Annotated in this window: 25 protein-coding genes; 11 read left to right on the top strand and 14 right to left on the bottom strand. The window is 55.0% G+C overall.

Annotated features, from left to right (window positions below; all coding sequences use genetic code 11):
- Positions 1-1,560 (bottom strand): helicase HerA-like domain-containing protein, encoded by a 1,560-nt coding sequence (locus ABLO27_RS14710; RefSeq protein ID WP_353033694.1) that lies wholly within the window; start codon positions 1,558-1,560, stop codon positions 1-3.
- A 189-nt stretch (positions 1,561-1,749) separates the two neighbouring features.
- On the opposite strand from ABLO27_RS14710, the gene ABLO27_RS14705 reads away from it, so the two are divergent.
- Both ABLO27_RS14705 and ABLO27_RS14700 read left to right on the top strand, forming a co-directional pair.
- A complete protein-coding gene (locus ABLO27_RS14705) occupies positions 1,750-2,142 on the top strand; it encodes a DUF2780 domain-containing protein (protein ID WP_353033693.1) in 393 nt (130 codons plus the stop codon).
- 44 nt (positions 2,143-2,186) lie between these two features.
- A complete protein-coding gene (locus ABLO27_RS14700; RefSeq protein WP_353033692.1) occupies positions 2,187-2,594 on the top strand; it encodes a DUF4332 domain-containing protein in 408 nt (135 codons plus the stop codon).
- 91 nt (positions 2,595-2,685) lie between these two features.
- Here the strand turns inward: ABLO27_RS14700 and ABLO27_RS14695 are convergent, their stop codons facing one another.
- Positions 2,686-3,387 carry a helix-turn-helix domain-containing protein gene (locus ABLO27_RS14695; protein WP_353033691.1) on the bottom strand — a complete coding sequence of 234 codons (702 nt, stop codon included), beginning with the start codon at positions 3,385-3,387 and terminating at the stop codon, positions 2,686-2,688.
- Positions 3,388-3,834: 447 nt separating this feature from the next.
- Here ABLO27_RS14695 and ABLO27_RS14690 point away from each other — a divergent pair, with 447 nt between their 5' ends.
- Together ABLO27_RS14690 and scpA are read left to right on the top strand one after the other, a co-directional pair.
- Entirely contained in the window at positions 3,835-5,847 is a 2,013-nt protein-coding gene (locus tag ABLO27_RS14690) for a methylmalonyl-CoA mutase family protein (protein WP_353033690.1), read from the top strand.
- Positions 5,844-8,009: a methylmalonyl-CoA mutase gene (gene scpA, locus ABLO27_RS14685; protein WP_353033689.1), complete on the top strand. Its 2,166-nt coding sequence runs from the start codon at positions 5,844-5,846 to the stop codon at positions 8,007-8,009. Before ABLO27_RS14690 ends, scpA begins: the two co-directional genes overlap by 4 nt.
- Positions 8,010-8,068: 59 nt before the next feature.
- On the opposite strand, the gene ABLO27_RS14680 is transcribed toward scpA, so the two are convergent.
- The 5 genes from ABLO27_RS14680 to ABLO27_RS14660 all read right to left on the bottom strand — a co-directional run bounded on the left by ABLO27_RS14680 (position 8,069) and on the right by ABLO27_RS14660 (position 11,054).
- On the bottom strand, positions 8,069-9,106 hold the full coding sequence (locus ABLO27_RS14680; RefSeq protein WP_353033688.1) for a hypothetical protein: 1,038 nt from the start codon (positions 9,104-9,106) through the stop codon (positions 8,069-8,071).
- A 107-nt stretch (positions 9,107-9,213) separates the two neighbouring features.
- Positions 9,214-9,651, bottom strand: a complete 438-nt coding sequence (locus ABLO27_RS14675) for a hypothetical protein (RefSeq protein WP_353033687.1) — start codon at positions 9,649-9,651, stop codon at positions 9,214-9,216.
- Positions 9,638-9,859, bottom strand: a complete 222-nt coding sequence (locus tag ABLO27_RS14670; RefSeq protein WP_353033686.1) for a helix-turn-helix domain-containing protein — start codon at positions 9,857-9,859, stop codon at positions 9,638-9,640. Before ABLO27_RS14670 ends, ABLO27_RS14675 begins: the two co-directional genes overlap by 14 nt.
- Before the next feature lie 9 nt (positions 9,860-9,868).
- Positions 9,869-10,450 (bottom strand): DUF2975 domain-containing protein, encoded by a 582-nt coding sequence (locus tag ABLO27_RS14665; protein WP_353033685.1) that lies wholly within the window; start codon positions 10,448-10,450, stop codon positions 9,869-9,871.
- A gap of 22 nt (positions 10,451-10,472) precedes the next feature.
- Entirely contained in the window at positions 10,473-11,054 is a 582-nt protein-coding gene (locus ABLO27_RS14660) for a DUF2975 domain-containing protein (RefSeq protein WP_353033684.1), read from the bottom strand.
- Positions 11,055-11,234: 180 nt separating this feature from the next.
- On the opposite strand from ABLO27_RS14660, the gene ABLO27_RS14655 reads away from it, so the two are divergent.
- Entirely contained in the window at positions 11,235-11,996 is a 762-nt protein-coding gene (locus tag ABLO27_RS14655; protein WP_353033683.1) for an outer membrane protein, read from the top strand.
- Between the two features lie 75 nt (positions 11,997-12,071).
- Here ABLO27_RS14655 and ABLO27_RS14650 read toward each other — a convergent pair whose 3' ends face one another.
- On the bottom strand, positions 12,072-12,734 hold the full coding sequence (locus ABLO27_RS14650) for a haloacid dehalogenase type II (RefSeq protein ID WP_353033682.1): 663 nt from the start codon (positions 12,732-12,734) through the stop codon (positions 12,072-12,074).
- Between the two features lie 245 nt (positions 12,735-12,979).
- On the bottom strand, positions 12,980-13,414 hold the full coding sequence (locus tag ABLO27_RS14645) for a VOC family protein (protein WP_353033681.1): 435 nt from the start codon (positions 13,412-13,414) through the stop codon (positions 12,980-12,982).
- Positions 13,415-13,812: 398 nt separating this feature from the next.
- On the opposite strand from ABLO27_RS14645, the gene ABLO27_RS14640 reads away from it, so the two are divergent.
- Positions 13,813-14,670 (top strand): branched-chain amino acid aminotransferase, encoded by an 858-nt coding sequence (locus ABLO27_RS14640; RefSeq protein WP_353033680.1) that lies wholly within the window; start codon positions 13,813-13,815, stop codon positions 14,668-14,670.
- A gap of 14 nt (positions 14,671-14,684) precedes the next feature.
- On the opposite strand, the gene ABLO27_RS14635 is transcribed toward ABLO27_RS14640, so the two are convergent.
- Positions 14,685-15,857 carry a YbfB/YjiJ family MFS transporter gene (locus ABLO27_RS14635; protein ID WP_353033679.1) on the bottom strand — a complete coding sequence of 391 codons (1,173 nt, stop codon included), beginning with the start codon at positions 15,855-15,857 and terminating at the stop codon, positions 14,685-14,687.
- 232 nt (positions 15,858-16,089) lie between these two features.
- Complete coding sequence (locus ABLO27_RS14630) at positions 16,090-16,470, bottom strand: DUF1761 domain-containing protein (protein ID WP_353033678.1); 381 nt, start codon at positions 16,468-16,470, stop codon at positions 16,090-16,092.
- Positions 16,471-17,099: 629 nt separating this feature from the next.
- On the opposite strand from ABLO27_RS14630, the gene ABLO27_RS14625 reads away from it, so the two are divergent.
- From ABLO27_RS14625 to ABLO27_RS14605, 5 genes are all read left to right on the top strand, one after another.
- Positions 17,100-17,963, top strand: coding sequence for a DUF6159 family protein (locus ABLO27_RS14625; protein WP_353033677.1), 864 nt, complete (start codon positions 17,100-17,102; stop codon positions 17,961-17,963).
- Positions 17,964-18,099: 136 nt separating this feature from the next.
- Positions 18,100-18,702: a superoxide dismutase gene (locus tag ABLO27_RS14620; RefSeq protein WP_352945407.1), complete on the top strand. Its 603-nt coding sequence runs from the start codon at positions 18,100-18,102 to the stop codon at positions 18,700-18,702.
- Between the two features lie 202 nt (positions 18,703-18,904).
- Entirely contained in the window at positions 18,905-19,366 is a 462-nt protein-coding gene (locus tag ABLO27_RS14615; protein WP_353033676.1) for a c-type cytochrome, read from the top strand.
- Between the two features lie 48 nt (positions 19,367-19,414).
- Positions 19,415-20,344 carry a cytochrome c gene (locus ABLO27_RS14610; protein WP_353033675.1) on the top strand — a complete coding sequence of 310 codons (930 nt, stop codon included), beginning with the start codon at positions 19,415-19,417 and terminating at the stop codon, positions 20,342-20,344.
- A 30-nt stretch (positions 20,345-20,374) separates the two neighbouring features.
- Positions 20,375-20,869 carry a GNAT family N-acetyltransferase gene (locus ABLO27_RS14605; RefSeq protein ID WP_353033674.1) on the top strand — a complete coding sequence of 165 codons (495 nt, stop codon included), beginning with the start codon at positions 20,375-20,377 and terminating at the stop codon, positions 20,867-20,869.
- Between the two features lie 211 nt (positions 20,870-21,080).
- Here the strand turns inward: ABLO27_RS14605 and ABLO27_RS14600 are convergent, their stop codons facing one another.
- The 3 genes from ABLO27_RS14600 to ABLO27_RS14590 are packed head-to-tail and all read right to left on the bottom strand — an operon-like array spanning position 21,081 to position 22,010.
- The gene (locus ABLO27_RS14600; protein ID WP_353033673.1) at positions 21,081-21,455 is read right to left on the bottom strand and encodes a RidA family protein; all 375 of its coding nucleotides are present in this window, start codon (positions 21,453-21,455) and stop codon (positions 21,081-21,083) included.
- Between the two features lie 17 nt (positions 21,456-21,472).
- The gene (locus tag ABLO27_RS14595; protein WP_353033672.1) at positions 21,473-21,691 is read right to left on the bottom strand and encodes a DUF2798 domain-containing protein; all 219 of its coding nucleotides are present in this window, start codon (positions 21,689-21,691) and stop codon (positions 21,473-21,475) included.
- A 7-nt stretch (positions 21,692-21,698) separates the two neighbouring features.
- The gene (locus ABLO27_RS14590) at positions 21,699-22,010 is read right to left on the bottom strand and encodes a putative quinol monooxygenase (RefSeq protein WP_353033671.1); all 312 of its coding nucleotides are present in this window, start codon (positions 22,008-22,010) and stop codon (positions 21,699-21,701) included.
- Between the last annotated feature and the right edge of the window lie 72 nt (positions 22,011-22,082).

Raw genomic sequence — 22,082 nt, 5'->3', positions numbered from 1 at the left:
TCAGTTGCCGCGTTTGAGAGATCCGAGGAGACCGCGCACCAACGCACGGCCAAGTGAAGAGCCGAGACTTCTGGCGGCTGATTTCAAGCCGGCCTCCAAAACCGAGTCTCGCTGACTGCGTCGCCGTGTCCGGCGTTCCATACTGTCGCGGCGAGGGCGGTCGTCGCGCCCGAAATCCGGCAACTGAAATCCCGAGCGGGAGCGTCTGGCTTCGCCGTGTTTGCGGGCATAACGCTCTTCCTTCTCCTGACGGCGCTGTTCCTGACGCTGTTCTTCTTCGGCGCGGTTCATCAGGACTTCATAGGCTGAAATCCGGTCCTTGGTCCGGTCATACAGACCGAAGACCGGACTCGACTGTATGACAGTGCGCCTCTCAGCCTGCGTCACCGGTCCCAATCGAGAAGAGGGCGGGCGGATGAGTGTGCGCTGGACAATTGAAGGAATACCCTTGCCCTCGAGCGTTGACACCAGCGCCTCGCCAACGCCAAGCTCGGTGATTACGCGTTCGGTGTTGAGGTCCGGGTTGGGACGGAAGGTTTCTGCAGCCGCCCGGACGGCCTTCTGATCGCGTGGGGTAAACGCGCGCAATGCATGCTGAATGCGGTTGCCAAGTTGCGCCAGAACCGTTTCGGGAATGTCCAACGGGTTTTGTGTCACGAAATAGACACCGACACCCTTGGACCGGATCAGGCGGACGACCTGTTCAACTTTTTCTATCAGGGCCTTGGGAGCATCGCTGAACAGCAGATGCGCTTCATCGAAAAAGAAAACAAGCTTCGGCTTTTCAGGGTCGCCAACTTCGGGAAGCTCTTCGAAGAGTTCGGACAACAGCCACAACAGAAACACACCGTAGAGCCCGGGCGATGTCATCAATTTGTCGGCTGCAAGGATGTTGACGACGCCACGACCGTCGGGAGCGGTCCGGATAAAATCCCTGATGTCCAGGGCCGGCTCGCCGAAGAAGTTCTCTCCACCCTGCCGTTCGAGCACGAGCAGGCGTCTCTGGATGGCGCCGATCGAGGCTTTGGAAACATTGCCGTAGAGCGTGGACAACTCGGATGCTCGTTCGGCAACATGCGCAAGCATTGCCCGAAGATCCTTGAGGTCCAGCAGCAGCATGCCTTCATCGTCGGCCAGCTCAAACAGAACGTTGAGAACACCTTCCTGAGTGTCGTTGAGTTCGAGAAGCCGCGCGAGAAGCAGGGGGCCGATTTCCGATACTGTGGTGCGGATGGGGTGACCCTGCTCGCCCAGCAGGTCCCAGAATACCGCGGGAAAAGCCTTGTATTCATAGGTCTTGCCAAGGCCGACTTCCTGAGCCCGTTTTTCCAGGAAGTCTTTCGAGACGCCCTCCATCGCCAGGCCCGACAGGTCGCCCTTGATGTCGGCGCAGAAGACAGGGACCCCGGCTTTCGAAAATCCTTCAGCCAGAATTTGCAGGGATACCGTTTTTCCTGTTCCGGTGGCTCCGGCGATCAGCCCGTGCCGATTGGCGAGTTTCAGTGCGAGGGTTTCCTCCTTTGTGCTGGCGCCAATAAAAATGCTGCCTTTTTTTGTCACGCTAACCCCCGAATCCCGAACCAATTAATGAACCCTAACAAAGCCATTTCAAAAAAGCGCGCCTATGGTGCGTCATAAACAGCCTGAATAGCTATTGCCCATCGACGGATCAAATTTATGACTTTAATAGATTGCGCAGAGAATACAGTCAGGTGCTGGTACATCTGCTTTGGTAATTAGGAGAATGGTATGGAAGAGCTCATCAGCCGGATCATGACGGCAGCCGGGATCGATAAAGAGGTCGCGAAGAAGGCAGTCGCCATCATTCTCGGGTTCCTGAACAAGGAAGGTCCGGAAGATAAGATGCAGCTGATCTTTGATGCGCTGCCGGGAGCTGCCGATCTCGTTGCCGAGCGTGAGCAGGAAAAGTCCGGCGGTGGTCTGCTCGGCGGGCTGGGAAGCATGATGGGCGGCGGCATGGGCGCAATGGCTGCGTTGAACGAGCTCACAAGCGCCGGCCTCGATATGAATGGCGTGCAAAGTGTTGTGAAAGAACTGGTTTCCTATGCTAAGGAAAAAGCGGGGGACGACGTTGTTGATGAAGTGATTTCACAAATTCCGGGATTGAGCCAGATCGTCTAATTGCCCCAGGGTTCGATCACCGGTCTTATAGGAGTTCAGTGCGCATGTCTTATTCCATCGATGAAATCGAAGGCATTGGTCCAACTTACGCTGCGAAACTCGGCGAAATTGGCATCAAGACAACGGAAGCTTATCTGGAGCGCGCGAAAGATCCGAAAGGCCGCAAGGCTCTCGAGGAGGAAACCGGCATCGAAGGTAAGCGCATCCTGAAGTGGGCCAATATGGCAGACCTGATGCGCATCAGCGGCGTTGGCGAGGAATACTCGGAGCTTCTTGAAGCGGCCGGTGTCGATACCGTGAAGGAACTCAAGCATCGCAACGCTGCAAATCTTGCGGAAAAGATGAGCGAAGTGAACGAGGACAAGAAACTTGTTCGCCAGGTGCCGAGCGAGAGCCAGGTCACCAAATGGGTCGAGCAGGCAAAAGAACTGCCGCCAATGATGACCTATTGATCAGAGTCTGAAAGACCAGATGCCGGTTTGAATAAGGCGCGCCAATGGCGCGCCTTTTTTGTTTTGGAAACCTTGAAATGCTTGAAGGGCGTCAGACGCTGATCTGGCCGTAGCGCAAAGCCTCAACCACAGTATGGGTCTTGTTGGAAGCGTTCAGTTTCACGCTGGCATTTTGCAGATGCGCGTGAACCGTCCTTTGGGAAATGTCGAGCACATCGGCGATTTCACCGGCGGTTTTCCCATAAGCGGTCAATTCCAGAACCTTGCGTTCGCGTGTCGAAAGTGCGCCGGGCCGTTGACCGGAGACAACGCCAAGTTCGCGCAGACGCGAGAAAGCGGCAGCTGAAAGAACTTCAAGATTGGCAAGATCATACTTGTTGACCTGAAGCGAAGGTCCGCTGGCAAATACGAAAGCCTGGAACGGGTAAAGTTCGGTAACCGGCACGACGACGATCTGGCTGCCTTCACCGGCCGAAGCCAGAAGGTCGGAATGCTCCATATCGCCTGCAGTAATCGTCCAGACCCGAGCGCGGTTGGAGCCCAGCCCCAGCATCAATGCGCTGTCATTTGCCGAAAGAGACGTGCTTTCAATGCCGTCGTTTCGTTGATCTGGCCATCTAAACCGTTGAACAAGATTGTCGATCGGCCTGTTAGGCATCGGCAGGCCGGTAATCAGAATATGGGTCGCGCCCATGCGCCGGAGATTTGATTCCAAAATGTCCAGAACATGGTGAGCTGCATTCGCTTCCGAGATCGCTCTCAGCTTGCTTTTCAGTTCTGCTTGGTCAAGCATTGTGCACATCCTTTGCGGTCCGCGAAGAACCGCCATTTGCGGGGGAACAGGCCTGTGCCACACGCCTCCGCTGATGGGTTGGTCACGCGTTCCGTTTCAACCCGCAAGATGAAAACAGAACCCGAATGCCGCGCATTTTTTATACGGGTAGAATTTCCCATGCGTCAGCACTTATACGCTACAATACAATTGTAGATCGTACCAATAGGGAAAACTGGCAAAATTGACAAAATGCGCCAGAAAATTGACATATTGCAGCCTGATTTCTCCGTTTGAGCCGATAGAATTTGCATATGCAAATTTTGTGAATGACGGGTTTTGATTCTCCAATTCCGCAGGCAATGCGGCGCATCAGGCGAAGTTCGGCGGTTCAATACTTACCCTTTGTGCTGAGTTGCCAACCTTTGCGGCCACGGACTAAAACGAGGCTCAAGGGAGACGATTGCAATGCCGCTCAGTTTTACCGGACCTGAAAGCTTCTACTCTGCCGATGAAGAGGCATGGTGGGCGTCCGTTGACAAAGCCCTGAAGGGTGCTTCTAGACAAAGGCTCTATGGAGCAACCGACGACGGCGTGGAAATTGCGCCGCTATACGCGCGCAGGACCGACACACCAGCCCGGTTGCTGCGTGCGGGAAAGCAGGACTGGTCAATCGTCCAGAGAGTAGACATTGCCGATCCGTCCCGGGCCAACGAGCAATTGCTGGATGATCTGGGAGGTGGAGCAAGTGGTGCTGAACTGGTGTTTGCAGGTGCGGCTGCTGCGCATGGGTTTGGCCTCAGGGCGGATCGCGTCAGCACCTTGGAAAAACTTTTCAAAGGCGTGCAGCTCAACCTGATTGATCTGAGGATCGAGGCAGGGCAGGGCACTCTCCAGGCACTTGCCCTGATTCTGGCGTACCTGGAGAAGCAAGGAGTTGATCCGTCGTCCGTCAATCTCGTTGCAGGGGGCGATCCCTTTAGCGTGGCTGCAGTCTCGGCAGGTTCCTCCATTGATGACGTGGCCTTTCAAAAGGAAATCCGGGATACCGTCGCGGTGCTGGACGGGCTTGGGAACTCCGCCCGGATTCTGCAGGCCGATGGCTCGGCATGGCACAATGCGGGAGCCACTCCGGCGCAGGAGCTTGCCCTGGTTCTGGCGTCTGCCGCCGCTCATCTGCGTACACTGGAAGAGACGGGTCTTCCGGCGGAAGCCTGGGCTGATAGGATCTCTCTCAGCCTTGTTGCTGATGCCGACCAGTTCGGCACAATCGCGAAAGCAAGGGCAATCAGAGCATTGTGGTCATGTGTTCTTGATGGCGCCGGATTGCCGCAGAAACCGGCCCAATTGCACATGACAACGTCCTATCGGATGCTGACCCGCAGGGATCCCTGGGTGAACCTGCTTCGCAACACGGTTGCGACCTTTGCTGCCGGGGTTGGAGGCGCGGACAGCGTCTGCGTACTCCCGCACACGCTTGCTGTTGGTCTGCCGGATGCATTTGCCCGCAGACTTGCGCGCAATACCCAGTCCATTCTGCTGGAGGAAAGCAGCCTTTCGAAAGTGATGGATCCGGCTGCCGGGTCCGGAGCCATTGAAGACAGAACCGGAAAACTGTGTGATGCGGGATGGTCCTTCTTCCAGGAAATCGAAGCTGCAGGAGGAATTGCCCAAGCGCTCCGACAGGGGCTGGTGCAAGAGCGTATCAGTGATGCCAGTGCGAAGGTCGACCAGAGTGTTGCACGCAGAAAACGGCCGATAACCGGCGTCAGCGAGTTTCCGGACCTGTCTGAGGTCGGGGTAAAAGTCTTGAGCAGTGAGGCGAACGACACGGTTTGTCTGCCGGCTCCTTTGACTGATCTTCCTGATCCGGCTGACGGTCAATGGTTCAATGCCTTGCGCAAGTCGGCTTTGGATGAAACAGCCTTGCTGGAGTTTTCCGGTTCCGAAGATGCTGCATCAGAAGGGCAGTCTTTCAGCGGGGTTTCCGGCCGCCGCATTGCCGAGCCGTTTGAAAACCTGCGATCTGCTGCAGACAAGTTCGAGCGGGATACCGACAATGCGCCAACCGTGTTCCTGGCAACTCTCGGATCTTTGGCCCAGTTCACCGCTAGGGCCACCTGGACTGCGAATGCCTTCGCGGCGGGCGGTTTCAAGGCTGCCGGAGTGGCGGTCTACAGTTCGCACGATGATCTGATTGCTGCGTTCGGGCAGAGTGGAGCGGTGCTGGCCTGCCTCGTTTCGTCGGACGACGTTTACGAAGCGGAAGCCCAAGCAATTGCCGGGAAGCTGAAACAGGCCGGGGCAGCTCATCTCTATCTCGCCGGCAAGCCGGGCGAGCGCGAAACAGCGTATGCAAGCGCTGGCATCGACACTTTCCTTTTCGCGGGCTGCAATCTGCTTGACCTGCTGGAAGATGCCCATGCCCGGCTGAATGAGGCGCAACGCGCCGGACAATCTGGTCAGGAGGTCCTAAAATGAGCAGGATCCCGAATTTCTCCGATAAGCCCTTCCGCAACTTTCTGAAGGAGGCGGACGCAGGCTCTGAGAAAGGTTGGAACACACCCGAAGAGATCGAAGTTCCACCGGTCTATGGTTCCGAGGACCTTGAAGGGTTGAAACACCTTGAAACCTGGCCGGGCCTGCCGCCTTTCATGCGGGGTCCTTACCCAACCATGTACGTGCAGCAGCCGTGGACTGTTCGTCAGTATGCAGGCTTTTCGACTGCTGAAGATTCCAACGCATTCTACCGCCGTAATCTCGCAGCAGGTCAAAAGGGCCTTTCGGTGGCCTTCGACCTGGCAACGCATAGAGGCTATGACAGTGATCATCCGCGTGTCGCGGGCGATGTCGGCATGGCCGGTGTTGCGATCGACTCGATCTATGACATGCGTACGCTTTTTTCCGGCATTCCGCTGGACAAGATGAGCGTCTCCATGACCATGAACGGCGCCGTTCTGCCGGTTCTGGCTCTCTACATCGTTGCGGCGGAAGAGCAGGGTGTAGCTCAAAAGGACCTGTCGGGCACCATTCAGAACGACATTCTGAAGGAGTTCATGGTCCGCAATACCTACATTTACCCGCCCAAGCATTCGATGCGGATCATCTCGGATATTTTCGAGTTCACGTCCAGGAACATGCCGAGATTCAATTCGATTTCCATTTCCGGCTATCACATGCAGGAAGCAGGGGCGACGGCGGATCTGGAACTCGCCTACACGATTGCCGACGGCATTGAATATGCTCGCGCAGGTGTCGCCGCAGGCATGGATATCGACCAGTTCGCGCCGCGCCTGTCGTTCTTCTGGGCAATTGGCATGAACTTCTTCATGGAAGTTGCCAAACTGAGGGCTGCGCGTCTGATCTGGGCGACCCTGATGCAGGAGAATTTCCAGCCGAAGAACCCGAAATCACTGTCCTTGAGGACGCATTCGCAGACGTCGGGTTGGTCGCTGACCGCGCAAGATGTCTTCAACAACGTCATTCGGACATGTGTTGAAGCCATGGCCGCAACGCAGGGGCACACCCAGTCGCTGCACACAAATGCTCTCGATGAAGCTCTGGCGTTGCCGACCGATTTCTCCGCACGCATTGCCCGAAACACCCAATTGTTCCTGCAACAGGAAAGCGGCACCACAAAGGTCATCGATCCGTGGGGCGGTTCCTATTATGTCGAGAAGCTGACATCCGATCTTGCTGAAAAGGCAATGGCCCACATCCGCGAAGTGGAAGAGCTTGGTGGAATGGCAAAGGCTATTGAAAAAGGCATTCCGAAGCTGCGGATTGAAGAGGCGGCTGCCAAGACGCAGGCGCGGATTGACAGCGGTGCCCAGACCGTTGTCGGCGTCAACAAGTTCAAGCCGGACAGTGAAGAGGCAATCGATGTCCTGAAAGTGGACAATGCGCAGGTTCGGGCCGCGCAGATCGACAAGCTGAAACGCCTGCGCGAAGAGCGCGACGAGAGCGAGACCCAAGCCGCACTTGATGCCCTGACCAAATGCGCCGAGACCGGGGACGGCAACCTTCTGGATCTTTCCGTGAAGGCGGCACGTGCCAAAGCGACCGTCGGTGAGATATCATTGGCGATGGAAAAAGTGTTTGATCGCCACAAGGCGGAAATCAAATCGATCTCCGGTGTCTACAAACGGGAAGCAGGTGGCATGTCCGGAGCCATGGAAAAGGTTCAGAAACTGGTTGAGGCCTTCGAGGACAACGATGGCCGTCGGCCGCGTATTCTTGTCGCCAAGATGGGACAGGACGGACACGACCGCGGCCAGAAGGTGATTGCTTCGGCATTCGCCGATCTTGGTTTCGACGTCGATATCGGTCCGCTCTTCCAGACACCGGAAGAAGCTGCCCGTCAGGCCGTAGAAAACGACGTCCACGTGGTTGGTGTGTCATCGCTTGCCGCGGGCCATCTGACCCTCGTTCCGGCCTTGAAGAAGGCACTGGCGGAGGAGGGGCGTGAGGACATCATGATTGTTGTCGGCGGTGTCGTGCCGCCGCAGGATTATGACGAACTCTACCAGTCGGGCGCTGCGGCAATCTTCCCCCCTGGCACTGTTATCGCGGAAGCCGCGATCGGCCTGATCGGCAAGCTGAACGAACAGTTGGGCTACGGGTCTGCGGAAGCGGCTGAATAAGTTCCTTGTCGCCATGGTTTTGATGGTCTCTTCGGATTGAGAAGCAGTTTGACAAGAGCTCAGTCCGTCGAGGTGCTTTGCAGGAACTCCGAACGCTGCTCCGTTGACCTGAATTCGTCGACAATGCTTTGCATCAAAGCTTTTAGGTCTGAAGACTGCACGACCTGTTGGGTTTCAGCCGTAACAAGTTCTAATCCTAGGACGTTAGCAATAAGATCAGACGCTACGCGGTATTTTCGATCAGGTGGAGCAGCGAGTACCACGTTGTCACGAGAGAATTCCCAAAAGCAATCCCAGCTCGGATTGGAGGAATTTAGGGCGCAGCCAATAATGGGTTTAGGCCACCAGCTTAGGGGGCGAGCCTTTCCATACACGAGTGCATGTTGGTTGTTGTCTATAGTGGTTATGATCATTTCGGAGAATTCAACAGGCAAGCCATATTCTATCTGGGTGGAAGTGGATTCAACGACGGTTATGCCTTGAGGCTCGGACTTTAGGGGCAAAAATAGAATGCATCGGCTTTCGTCCCAGGTCGAACGAACGTCTCCCTTGGATTTCGTCCGAATAAGACGAATGTGAATTCCGGCTTCCCTGAAGGCGGGGTCAAAGCGAACCAGGTCACAAAGAGACATCTTTGCCAGTTGAGCAGCAACCGTACCCGTTTTTCCGTTGCCAGCATTGTTGATGAAGACAACTGGAACTCTATAGTCCTCGACCAGATCTGCAGCGACATTGAAGTTCGTGAAAATCAGTTCATCGAACGTGGCGTCGAAGGGGATGGCGACAGCCGCGTTTGCTTGACCAAGTTCAGTCTGCAACTGTGAGACGGTCAAATGATCGTTGAGTGCAAACAGAAAGTAACCGCCAAACCAAAGGATGGGAAATATTATCCATATCCTGTGGACCCGCCCCATGATCGCTTCAGTTGCAATACCAAAAAAGCCCAGATTTATTAGTAGGATCGACCAAAGTATAGCACCGACCATCATCAGAAACACACCAACAGTCGGGAAATACTGAAGACAGAAAATAAAGGCAGTAAATGCAAAAAACCAAAGGCTTTTTGGATACTTATGAAAGGAACGCTCAGACGTCATCAACTTCTCAAACCAAGTAACATTCTATGCGAGCGTAACTTGCGAGACTTAATTACAGGTTGAACTTTGATGCAGGTTTCTAGCTATCTGAAAATCAAAAACGATGGTCATCCCTTCTGGACCTGGCTTAGAGGCACTGGTCGTTCCAGGTTCTCGCTGAAGAGGTAAGGCCCCATGCGCCAGCGGATCTGGGCGAGCGTGAATGTCAGGTCCTTGTCGTCCTGAATGAACACTGTTTCCGGAACCACCTGTTCTTCGTTCTGAAGGATGATGCCGGTATTGCCGTTTTCAAGGTCATACAGCGTGCAATCACAGACCGGCTTTTCCTGCAGGTTCAGAAGCTTGCCGGTTCTAAAGCGTGCTCTGGATGCGGGTGCAGGCCGTTCGTCGAAATAGGGTTTCTTGAGTGCCATGGCCGCCAGGTCACCTGTGCTTTCTGGATTGTCCGGATTACCGGTGAAGCAGTAGAAGGGCTGGCTTGCGCCGGGCTGGAGTTCCCGGGATGAAAAACAGGTCTGAAAACGGTTCTCTTTAGCTCTCGGCACTGTTGTCTGGTTCGTAGATCAAAATGTCACCTGGTTGGCAGTCCAGCACTTCGCAGATCTTTTCCAGCGTTTCGAAGCGGACGCCCTTAACCTTGCCTGATTTCAGCAGGGAAACGTTCTGCTCGGTGATGCCGATGCGTTCTGCGAGCTCCTTCGACCGCATCTTGCGGCGCGCGAGCATGACATCCAGTTCGATGATGATGGGCATGAAGGGTCGCTATACTATTTGTCGGTTTTCTTCAGCGAGCGCAGCTGCCTCGCGCATGACCCAGCCGAGCAACAGCATCAGTGTCCCGAGAATCATGCAAAATATTTCCCCACCATCAACGCTGACGTCAACAACCCTTTGGCCTTCCGGGTAGTCCATAGTTGCGATAAGCGTCGAAACGGGATCGCTGGCAAAGTCGAATATTGCGTAAGAGATCAGCCAAAATCCCAAAGACGCCATAGCGTCCAGGGTTCTACCGGTAAAGAACTCCGCATTCTGGAAGCGCGCAAACAAGCCCCTCAAAGTCCAAAGCGCTCCCAGAAGCAAGGATAGCGAAACGATGAGCAGGACGGTCAGTGATCCACGCTGCGCCAGTGAAAGCTCAGAGAGCATCCTCTCTTCCTCACCAATCGAAACCGGATTGTCGCCGATGAAGGGCACGTAATGGGGATACAACACAGAAAGAGCCAGGAGACCCGAGAGCGGAACCAGGCCGGCAAGGCAGATGGAGGCAGCCCATTTCATTGCCTGTGCGCAGCGTTGGATACGCTGAAGACGCTTGCCCGGCTGCGAGGAGATGTCAGCAACCACGTTTTTTCTCCGTGACCGAGATTTACACGAACTGGCGGTTTTCATCTGCAATCAGCGCAGCTTCCCGCAGGATCCAGCCGAGCAGCAGCATCAAGGTTCCCAGCACCAGGCAGAAAATCTCCGCGCCGTCCAAGGTGACTTCGACCAGGCGTTCGCCGGGAGGAAAGTCGTAAGTCAGAATGACCGACCCGATGGGGTCGCTGATCAGGTCGAATATCGCGAAAACGATCAGCCAGACACCGATCGAAATGACATTGGCCAGTGTTTTGGGAGAAAAGAACTCCATTGCCTGGAACCGCTTGAACACCTGACGGATGTTCCAGACGGCCAGTGATAGAAGAGCAACTGCGATGCCGAAAAGGGCAGCTATGCCAAGCCTTTGAAGATAGGGCACCTCGTCCAGACGGCGTTCAACCTCCGCAAAATCAAACGTTTCGTCCGGCGAAAGCAGCAGTTCTGTTGGCAAGGTCAGTTCGACAACAACCAGGCCACCGAGCAGAATAATGGCGACAAGGACCAGCGAAACTGCCCACTTCATGAATGCAGACAGTTTGCGAATCCGGGCGAGCCGTTTTTCACGGTCGGTCCGATCAAGTTCGCTCATGGGTTACTCCATTTGTCCGGCTTCAATGGCTGCGTGTCTACTGCATCTGTCTGAAGTGTGCAATTTAAAATATTGCTATTGACAAAAAAATTATTGCCTTCATATTTAAAATTATCGTTTTACAATAAGAAATGGCTGTTGTAATTCGATCATCATCATAAGAATGAAGTGAGATCGTTTATGGTAAGTCCTTTTGCCAATTATGATTTTTTTGCTCCGGCAACGCGCGTCAACGTCGGGGAGATGGCCGCGCGCAAGACGGTCCTGCGGGGCCTTCGCCGCCACTGGCTGCTGGAACCACTGATCCTTTGCGGCGTTCTGGTTGTGTTGATATCGGGCGCACACGCGGCTGATCCGGGAACGTTTGGAGAGCCGGAATTCGTTCCTGTTGCTGCACCCGATTCACTATGGGCCGGACCGTATATCGGATTTGAAGCTGGGCCTTCTCAGACGGTCACTGATGTGAAGGCGAATGGCAGGTCAAAGGACCTGTCCCGGGTTGATGCCGCCTTTGGATTGTTTGGTGGTTACAACTGGGAAGTTTCCCGCTTCGTGCTTGGTGTTGAAGGTGGCGCGACCTATCTGGGCGGGCGCGAAAAGAGCAAGCATCCGACGCTTGGCACCGTCGAAGCAGGAGCGAAATGGACCGTTAATGCCAAGGCGCGGGCCGGGCTGCCCTTGGGCAATTTCATGCCTTATCTGAGTGTTGGCGTGGCAGCGACTGAGCACAGCCTGAAGGCCAACGGAAAGGAGAAGTCGTCTGTTTCTCTCGGTCCGGTCGTCGGTGGTGGCCTTGAAGTTGCAGTTCAGGAAAACTGGCGCGTTCGGGCGGACTATTCGTTGACAGGCATCGTTGATGACAAGTCGAATTTTGGCGGAACCAGCGTCAGCCGGAATTCGGGAAATCACCGCTTCATGCTGGGCATTTCCCGGGCTTTCTAGTCGTCCCGGCACGTTGCCCTTGAGTGCCCTGCCAACGGATGGCCGCTGGCAGGGCGTATTTCAGGTGATCCAGGCTTAACCCAATGTTGTGAGGCCGGTGAGGTCGGCCAGAACCGCTTTGGGGGCAAGATCCGGATATTCGTCCGGCATGCCGGTTCTGTTCATCCACACAGTGCGGAAGCCGAACGCGGCTGCTCCGGCGATGTCCCATCGGTTTGAAGACTGGAATGAGACCTCTTCCGGATAGATCCGGAAGTGCGTCGTCACCATTTCGTATACTTGAGGATCGGTCTTGAAGGTGCGCAGCTCGTCGACGGAGAAAATCTCGTCAAAGAGTTCCGTCAGGCCGGCCGCCTTCGCAGCCGCCTCAAGCATTTTCGGAGAGCCGTTGGACAGGATCGCGATTTTGGCCCCGGTTGCCTTGAGTGTTGTCAGAACCTGAGGCACCTCAGGGTAACAATCCAGTTTCCAATAAGCATTCAAGAGGTCATCGCGCAGGGACTTGTCCGCCGAAGGAACTAGGGCGAAGGCCGTGTCCAGCCCCTGTTCCGTCAGTTCCCAAAAGTCCTTGTACCGGCCCATGAGAGCGCGGACCCAGGAATATTCCAGCTGCTTTTCCCGCCACAGCGAGGACAACCGCTGGGCATCCGGACCAAGCTTGGCTGCGTGCTTGCGTACGGCCGCATGTACGTCGAACAAGGTTCCATACGCATCAAACACAAAGGCAGCATACGCCATCTCTGGCCCTCCTTGGCCTGCTCAATGGGCAAGAGTTTAACAACCAGGGCACAAAAGTGCTGCTCGTGAAACTGGGTTTGCCCGTGTATCTCTCGTGATAGAGCAACTGCACTCGATCCGAATTATCGTGACCGATACCGTCCTGATCCGAAGTCACTCTGGGATTGCGAAAGAGAACCCCGTGGCAGACCGTGCGTCAAGCGCTGTTGACTGCGACAAAGGTCGCATCCAACCTCTTTTTTGCACTATTGGGCTGGAGGCAACGTGATCGAGCCGTCTTCTTCGATGGCCCAGAAGGGATTGTGAGCTATTTCAAGGAGATGTCCGCCGGGGACTTCCACATAGGAAGAATATCCACCCCAGAACGCCTTTTCCGGATGTTTGACGGGCGCAGCGCCCGCCGAGACTGCCTTGGCAAACATTTCGTCGACTTCTGCTTTCGATCGGGCGTTCCAGGCAAGTGTCATCGCTCCGGTCGTTTCCTGCGTGACCTCGCGCCCGATCTCATTGGCAAGTGCGTCGCGGCTGTAAAGGGAGAAAACGCTTCCGACAATCTGGAAGAAAACCACTTCAGGTGAGGGGGCGGCATTTACGGTCCAGCCGAGACCTTCCTCAAAAAAACGCCGGGCTTCTGCAACATCCGGTACTGCAAGCGTTGTCATCGAGATGCGTTGTTCCATATCCATCATCCTGTAGCTGAAAGGAACATATAGTGAACAAAAATGAGTGATTGTCAATCATCACTTTGCCGTAAGGAACGCCGCGCTGTGTCAACGCGGTGAGCTGGGCGATGCGGATGACAAAAGGTCCTTTTGAGTAAGGCTGCGCATTGCAGGAATGTGACCTTGAAGAAGAATTTTTCGTGTGACAGGCAGTAAGTCCGGTCTGGTAAAACATGTCAGAAAGAAAATTCCTCTTGTCGTAATTATTCGAATGAAACCATCTCCAATCAGGTGGTGATGGAGAATAAAGGCGGCAACTTTTCTCAAAGTTCTGGTAAGCTATTGACCCAAGGAAACAGCCGGTGTTGTGTCGGCGGAACGAACTGCCGAACAGCAGCGACGAAGAGGGACGATTTATGAGCGGTTTGAGCGACACCTGGACCTGGATCGATGGAGACTGGCACGAAGGTAACCCGCCCATCATGGGTCCTCGGACCCATGCCTCCTGGCTTGGGTCGAGCGTGTTCGATGGCGGCCGCTTCTTCGAGGGCGTCATGCCCGACATCGATTTGCACTGCAAACGAGTGAACGATTCAGCTGTTGCCCTTGGCATGAAACCGACCATGCAGGTCGGCGAGATGATCGAGCTGACCAAGGAAGGCTGCGAAAAATTCGGCAGCCATCAGCAGATCTACGTCAAGCCGATGTATTGGATTGAAGGAGACGGTCACGGCATTATCACCGGTGATCCGGAAACCACCCGCTTCTGCCTGTGTCTCTTCGATGCGCCAATGGCGCCAAAGGATGCCGCATCAAGCATCACACTTTCTCCTTACAGGCGCCCGACCATGGAATGTATGCCTGTCAACGCCAAGGCGGGGTGTCTTTATCCCAACAATGCCCGCGCCATGCTGGAAGCCAAGTCCCGCGGCTTTGACAATGCGGTTGTCCGAGACATGGTTGGAAACGTTGCCGAACTGACTTCGGCCAATATTTTCATGGCCAAGGATGGCAAGGTGCATACTCCGGCTCCGAACGGCACCTTCCTGAACGGGATTACACGTCAGCGTGTCATCCAGTTGCTCGATTCAGCCGGTTACGAAGTGTTCGAGCGGACAATGCATTACGACGAGTTCCTGGAAGCAGACGAGATTTTCTCGACCGGCAACTACAACAAGGTGACACCGGTCAAACGCATCGAGGAACGTGACCTGCAGCCGGGGCCGATTGCTGCACGGGCGCGCGATCTCTACTGGGACTTCTCGCACTCCTGATCATCGCGGAAAGTTTATCGCACAACCAGTGCCGCAGCGACGAGCAGAGCTGCGGCCGCGGCCAGTGACGGGGCTTCGAACGAGCCCGTCACGGCATGCAGGCTCCCCGCAAACCAAGGACCTATTACCTGTCCCAGGCCAAAACTGGCGGTCATGACCGCCAGCATTTGGCGGACCGAGGCCGGTCCGCCTGCATCGGCGAGGCGGCGCGCCTCCATCAAGCCGAGGGCGGTGATGCCCATGAATGTCAGGCCGAGCAAAGCGGCTCCCAGCAAAAACACGACAGGTGCAGTGCTGAGCACCGTCAGCGCGACACCACCTGCCTCCAGGACACAGGCAATGGCAAAGGCCTTGCGTGCCCCGGCAGCGTTCGCAACCTTGTTCCAGATATAGATGGAAGGGGCGGCGCACAGTCCGACAGCCAGCCAAACGAATTGCTCCGTCGGCTGCAGGGCAGGAATGGATCTTGCGATTGCCGATACGAATGTTGCGGTGATGACATAGCCGAACCCGAACAGGCCATATGCCAGGATGAGGCGTATCAGACTGCTGTTGATCAGTTTCGGCGGTTCGCCGTCGTGCCGAGAGTCGTTCTCCGCAGCCTGCGCGGCCTTGGTCAGCGGCGGTACGAGCCGGGCAGCAAGTGCCATGAAAATGAACGTTGCGATTGCGCTGACGATCCAGAGAGTTTGCCAGTTTTCTGAATAATGTGCAGTGCCGCTGATCAGAAGCGCGGAAAATGCGATGCCGCAGCCAACGCCGCCGAAATGAACTGCTGACAGACTGCCGCGGCCTGCAGCATTCAGGCGTTCCAGCACCAATGTTGTTGAAAATACAAGCACAAACGCGCTGGCAATTCCGCTGACGAAGCGGATGAAAAGAAACAGGGCAAGCGTGGAAGTGATCGCCATAGCTGCGCTCGTAATCGCGCTTACCAGGAGGCCTGCCAGGAACCAGTGCCGCGGATTGCCCGGGAGAGATCGTGCTGCCCCGGCGAGTGCACCGACAAGATAGCCCAGGAAATTGGCGGATGCGATCAGGCCGGCATCATCGGCGGGAAGCTTCAGTCCGTCGGTCATGAAAGGGAGGATCGGTGTGTAGACGAAGCGCCCGATGCCCATGGCAGCCGCCAGCGAAAAAAGTCCACCTAGGGCGAGTGCGATCGGAGCACGGTCCTGTGTTGGCATGCGAACCTCTTTCGAATTGAGATTGCTGGCTGGAAACGCGCCAGAGCGGGGAGGGTGGCCGAATGTTTCAACCCTGCCACGCATTGGCAAGATTGTCACCGGCAAAGCCAAAGAGGCGTCGGACACGTCCGACCAGAACGTGGCAGGACGACTTTGTTTGCCAAACTCATGGGATGACGCAAAAAAGCCCGCAGGAATTTGCTTCCTGTGGGCCTCGTCAGGGATGGAGACTCTAGAGAATGCCCTGGGCCGCGATCATCAGAATGCCCGCACCGATGATGTAGCCGGCATCGATTGTCAGGGCAGCTCTGGACTTGCCGCAAAACGCACCGTTTGAAATTGTCAGGCAGGCAGCGGCCAGTATGGCAAGAATAGCTGCAAACAAGGCGTTGATGGTGGCGGTCACACCGATAACGGTTGCCAGAAAGAACAGGCCGACAATCTGTAGAACCATCGCACCCATGGGAGGTCGACTTTCAGCCGTAAGCTCGATGCCAGACCCTTCTGCCCAGGCCTTGGCAAAGAGCATCGGAGAATAGACGAGCCAACCGAACAGGAATGCTACAACTGTTCCGGCAATAACTGCGATCCAATTCACATTGGCAAATTCCATGTCTTGCCTCCCTTCAGGCCACCCGGGTTCCGGTGATCTCGTTGTCGGACCGGAAGCTCGGATGAATCTATCATTCAACCATTTGGATGAATTATCAGCGTAGCAGGAAATAGTCAACTATTTGGTTGATTAAGTGGCCAGCTACATAACTGGTTGCTTGAGTATTTGACGGGGGAAGAGGGAAATGGATGTTTAAAAACAAATGTTTGCAGAGGTGTGTTCGTATTTTGATTCCAGCGCGGACTGAATATCCTGCAAAGCGGTAGGCTGCTCGACCTCGCAACGAATTTTGCTTCACCAAACACTGATCAGTTTTTTGAAGGCCCTCTTATTGAGCTTTCAGGTGCATTTAATGCAACACGCGATAGGTAGAACACAGTCAGGTGGGTGAAACATTATTCATGTTACCGTCTGTATTCTTGTGATTGATATTATGGCGACCTATGTTTCGGCAGGTAAATGAAAGTTCCTGTTCTGGTCTGGTGCTCTAAATGCTTTGTAGTTTAACCAGTACATGGCGCATGATTCCTCGATTTTTCTGAACTCTACAATGCCAACTGCATCCCGCTCTTCTCCTTAGCTCTCTGGTTTAGGTCATGTAGCGGAATGTTTCGATCAGGAGGCCGATTGTGATTGAGAAGTTCGAACGGGCATTCACCTTTGCCAAAGCAAGCTGGAAGGTGCTTATGCTCGACAAGGAAATGCTGCTGTTTCCGATCATGAGCGCAGCCTCATTGGTCGCTATTGTTGGAAGCGGCGCCTGGGTTGTCTATCTGTCGCCCACTTTGCAGGGCTTAGCTCAGTCCACCTTGGACCAGGCTCAACCCGATCAGTCTCCCTGGTTTTGGGGGACGGCGTTTGTGCTCTTTTTCGTCAGCTATTTCGTCATGATCTTCTTCAACGCCGGTCTGCTGACGTGTGCCTTGATCCGGTTTGGCGGTGGAAATCCAACCATCAAGGATGGTCTCAGTTCCGCGCTACGCAGATTGCCTCACATTCTGGTCTGGGCACTGATTACGGCGACCGTCGGTTGGCTTTTGCAGATCCTGGAGAGCCGGATGCGTGGTCTTGGCAATGTGTTCGTCGATTTGCTTGGGGCAGGTTGGGCCGTTGCCACCTATTTTGTAATGCCGATCCTGGTGGTTGACGGTGTCGGGCCGGTTGCTGCGGTCAAACGTTCGGTGGGTGCAATTCGAAAGACATGGGGAGAGGCGCTGGTCGGTTATGTCGGTCTGGGTGTCCTGAACCTGGGCACCTCTCTGTTGGCGCTTCCACTGCTGTTTTGGGGCGTGTCCGAGTTTGATGACAACCCGGCGCTGGGCGGCGGCCTTCTGGCCGTCGGTATCACTATCATGCTGGTCAGTGCCCTGTTTGTGACCACTCTCAGTGCCATTCTGAGAGCTGCGCTATTCGTCTATGCAAGGGACGGTGAGGTGCCCGACAGCTTCGATGGAAAACTGTTTCGCAGCGCCTTCCAGCCGGACGAGGTCTAAAAAAAAAGAAAAAATTTCTTTATTTTGGACTTCGGTGCTTGCCGTCCGGGCCCGGCAATCCTATTTTGCCGCTCGACACGGCCCTTCGGGCCTTTGGTCCAGACCGCCGGTCAATGACCTTTTTGAGGAGTTTGTCATGTCTTTCGAATTGCCTGACCTGCCGTACGCATATGATGCGCTGGCCCCTTACATGTCTGCTGAAACGCTTGAGTTTCACCATGACAAGCACCACCAGGCCTATGTCACCAAGGGCAATGAGCTGCTGGCAGGCAGCGGCCTTGAAGGCAAGTCTCTGGAAGAGATCGTAAAAGAGAGCTACGGCAAGAACGCTCCGCTCTTCAACAATGCCGGCCAGCATTACAACCACATTCATTTCTGGAAATGGATGAAGAAGGATGGTGGCGGCACCTCGCTGCCGGGCGCAATCGCTTCTGCCATCGACAGTGATCTTGGCGGCTTCGACAAATTCCGCGCGGACTTCATTGCTGCCGGTATCGGCCAGTTCGGTTCCGGTTGGGCATGGCTTGCTGTCAAGGATGGCAAACTGGAAATCATGAAGACGCCGAACGGTGAGAACCCGCTCGTTCATGGCGCGACCCCGGTCCTGGGCTGCGATGTTTGGGAGCACTCCTACTACATCGATTACCGCAATGCGCGTCCAAAATACCTGGAAGCCTTTGTCGACAACATGGTCAATTGGGACTACGTCCTCGAGCTTTATGAAGCTGCTGTAAAATAAGACAATTCATCGTCTTATGATTAGAACCCCGGTCCGAAAGGATCGGGGTTTTTTTTATGTCCGGGGTCTCGTGACAGCCGTCGAAACCGGCGTCGCCGATCCCTGATCACGGGAGCGTGATTTTATTATCCTGCCAATTCTGGGCTGTACTCTTCCCGGTGCTTCGGCACCGTTTGATGCGTGAATCGAGAGGGAGAGGGTCATGCGCGTTCTCGGGAGAGTTGTGTCTACTGCTCTGGTTACAGGGCTGGGTTTGGCTGGAGTTGCGGCACATGCCGCTGAGGACCCGGTCGCAACCCGGCAAGCCATCATGTCGTCCGTAGGCGCGGCGGCAGGTCTTGGCGGCGGAATGATGAAAGGTGAAATCGACTATAATCCGGTCGCGGGCAAAGCGGTCATCGCAACAATGCGTTCGGCTTCCGTTACCTTCGGTGATTTTTTTCCTGCCGGTTCGGACCAGGGTGAAACGGGCGCAACAGCCAAGATCTGGGAGGATGCGGATGGCTTTGCGGCCGAACTGGCCAAATTCTCTGCTGCGACCGAGAAAGCTGCTTCTGCTTCAGGTAAAGACGGTCCGGCCGATCTGGATGCCTTCAAGGCCGCCATGGGACCGGTTTTTGGCACTTGCAAATCGTGCCACGAGACTTACCGTAAGAAGAACTGACCGGTTCTACATCGAAAATTTGTGACGCGACATTCTGGAGAGGCCCCCATGAAAAAGGCATTAGTTGTCCTTTTTGTGCTTGCTGTTGTGGCGGCCGGGACGGCATGGGGGCTCTCCGCTCCAACACAAATCAGTGCTCAGGAAGCGGCCTCCCTGAAAGAGGGGGATGCCGAAAAGGGTGAGCTTGTGTTCTGGGCCGGTGGCTGTGCCTCCTGTCATGCAGCCAAGGGCGCAAAAGGGGAGGAACTGCTCAAACTTGGCGGTGGTCTCAGGCTTGAAACACCATTCGGCGTGTTTGTTGTGCCGAATATCTCGTCAAGCGAAGCAGATGGCATCGGCAACTGGTCGCTTGTCGATTTTGCAAATGCCATGACCCACGGCACATCTCCTGGCGGTGAAAACTACTATCCGGCATTTCCGTACACCTCCTACGCCCGGATGACGGACAGTGACTTGGGGGACCTCTTTGCATTCATGAAGACCCTGCCGAAAGTTGAGGGCAAAGCTGCCGACCATGAACTGGGGTTTCCGTTCAACATGCGCCGAGGCCTGGGCCTTTGGAAGCGTATGTTCCTGGATCCGGCTCCGGTGATCGCATCTCCCGTTTCAGAGGGGGATGTTGATCAGGTGATTTGGGATCGTGGACGATACCTTGTGGAAGGGCCCGGGCATTGCGGAGAGTGCCACACCGAACGCGACTTCGCGGGTGGGCTGGTTTTGTCCAAGTGGTTGGGAGGAGCGCCGGCGCCAACGGGAGATGGCAAGATCCCCGATATCACGCCGGTTGAAGGCGGGTTCGGTAGCTGGAGCGCTGCGGACATCGCTTATTACCTGGAAAGTGGCTTCACGCCGGATTATGATTCCGTGGGCGGTGAAATGGTTCATGTTCAGGAGAACATGGCTCGGCTTCCCGCGAGCGATCGTGAGGCAATTGCAGCTTATCTGAAGGCAATTCCAGCGATTGCGCCCGGCAACTGACCGCAAACAACATCAGGCTTTTTTGTTTTCATGTCCTCTCAAACCGGATTTGTCATCGCTCCAGTCGAAACGGGCGATGAACTTGAGATCGTCAAGACGCTGTTTCGTGCCTATGTCGACTGGCTGGACATCGACCTTTCCTATCAGGGGATTGAAGAGGAACTGCACGGAATGCCGGGCAAATACGCTCCCCCGGAAGGGGCTCTGTTCCTGGCGAAAGACAGGCAGGGAATCGTCCTGGGGTGTGTCGGGTTGCGCCGGTTTGATGAGGGCGGCACTTGCGAAATGAAGCGCCTCTACGTGTTGCCCGAAGGCCGGGGACTAGGTGTTGGTGGCGCGCTGGTTGAGCAAATTCTCGACACCGCCGTACTTGCGGGATATCGGTCGATGGTGCTGGACACGCTTCCTACAATGACCGGAGCCATCAAGCTCTACACGGCCGCCGGATTTGAGCAAATCGACGCCTATTACGAAACCCCGATCAAAGAAACGCTGTTCTTTCGCAAGATACTCGCTGACGACTGAGGTCATGGTCTGATCAAGTAGGTCCAAAACAAAACCACCTGAGTTCCAGGTGGTTAAGTTCTGTTTGATTTGGACGTATTGTCCGAGCACAATTGTAAGCTTTTTATTTAGTGCTTGAACTAAAATTGTACCCTATTTTTCTTTTTAGGTATTTTGAGAGAACTACCTAGTTTCCAGTAGTTGATCTCAATTCTTCTTTACCGCTCGGTGATCAAAGGGCAAATATTCCTTCAATCTCGATCCGGAGCTCTGGAGAGAACAGGCCGGAGGTCATGACCAGGGAACTTGCCGGAACCGCATCGCCGTAGCGCGACTGTGCAGCTTCCCGAATACCTGGAATGTCCTCAGGATCGGTGACGAAAATGGTCACTTTCAGAAGGTCTTTCAGGTCTTTCCCGTATTGGCGGGCAATGAACTGCAATTGATCGAGCACGGCATGTGTTTGCTCGCTGGCGCTGCCGTTCTGGGCATCTGTTCCGAAGGCGGTGAAACCAGAGGTGTAGAGTGTGTTTTGATGTCTGACGGCATGGGTATAGGGGCCGACCGGCAAGCCGAGTTGCTCAAAGTTTTGACGTTCCAAGATCATGTCTGCTCCGGTGAATGTTAAGGCAAATGCCTGGAAATCAGCGTGGCTGTTCTTTGCACGGCAGGTCCGAGGAAGAAGGCAATGACAGCGGCCGCCGGCCAGGCGAGGCGAAAGGCGGCCATCCACTGTTCCAGGAAGGTCTCGCTCCAACCCAGGTTTATGAATGTCACCCAGCACGACATGAAAAAGGACAGTCCGAGTGACATCAGGAAGGTGGTGATCAACCGGTGTTTCATCCGGAACTCACGCTGCCTTCTCATCGGCCGGCATGCCGATCTCGCCAAGTTCCTCGATATAGTTCACGCGAGTGAGATTTTGCGCGAGATAGGCCTTTGTGTGCTCCATCTCGAAGTGGTCGCTCAAGGCCTGCCGGTCGGTCCAGCATTCCCACAAAGTGAATTTGTTCGGCTCTTTCAGGTTCTGACGGATTTCAAAGAGCAGGCAACCGGGTTCGTCTTGTGTTTGCTCCGCAAGGAGCCGCAGTCCTTTTTCAGCCTTTTGAAGGTCCGCGCCATTCTCAAGTTCGATGCAGGCACTGATGTAGTGTTTGGGCATTGAAGGATCCTTCCGTGAATGAGTTTGCACGGGAAGGTCTATTTATTCCGAAAAATAGAATCTATAACGAAT

Origin of the sequence: Roseibium sp. SCP15, from assembly GCF_040329435.1 — a bacterium.
GTDB lineage: Bacteria > Pseudomonadota > Alphaproteobacteria > Rhizobiales > Stappiaceae > Roseibium.
Note: the sequence above shows the minus strand (reverse complement) of the source record. Positions and strands in the feature narration are given on the sequence as shown.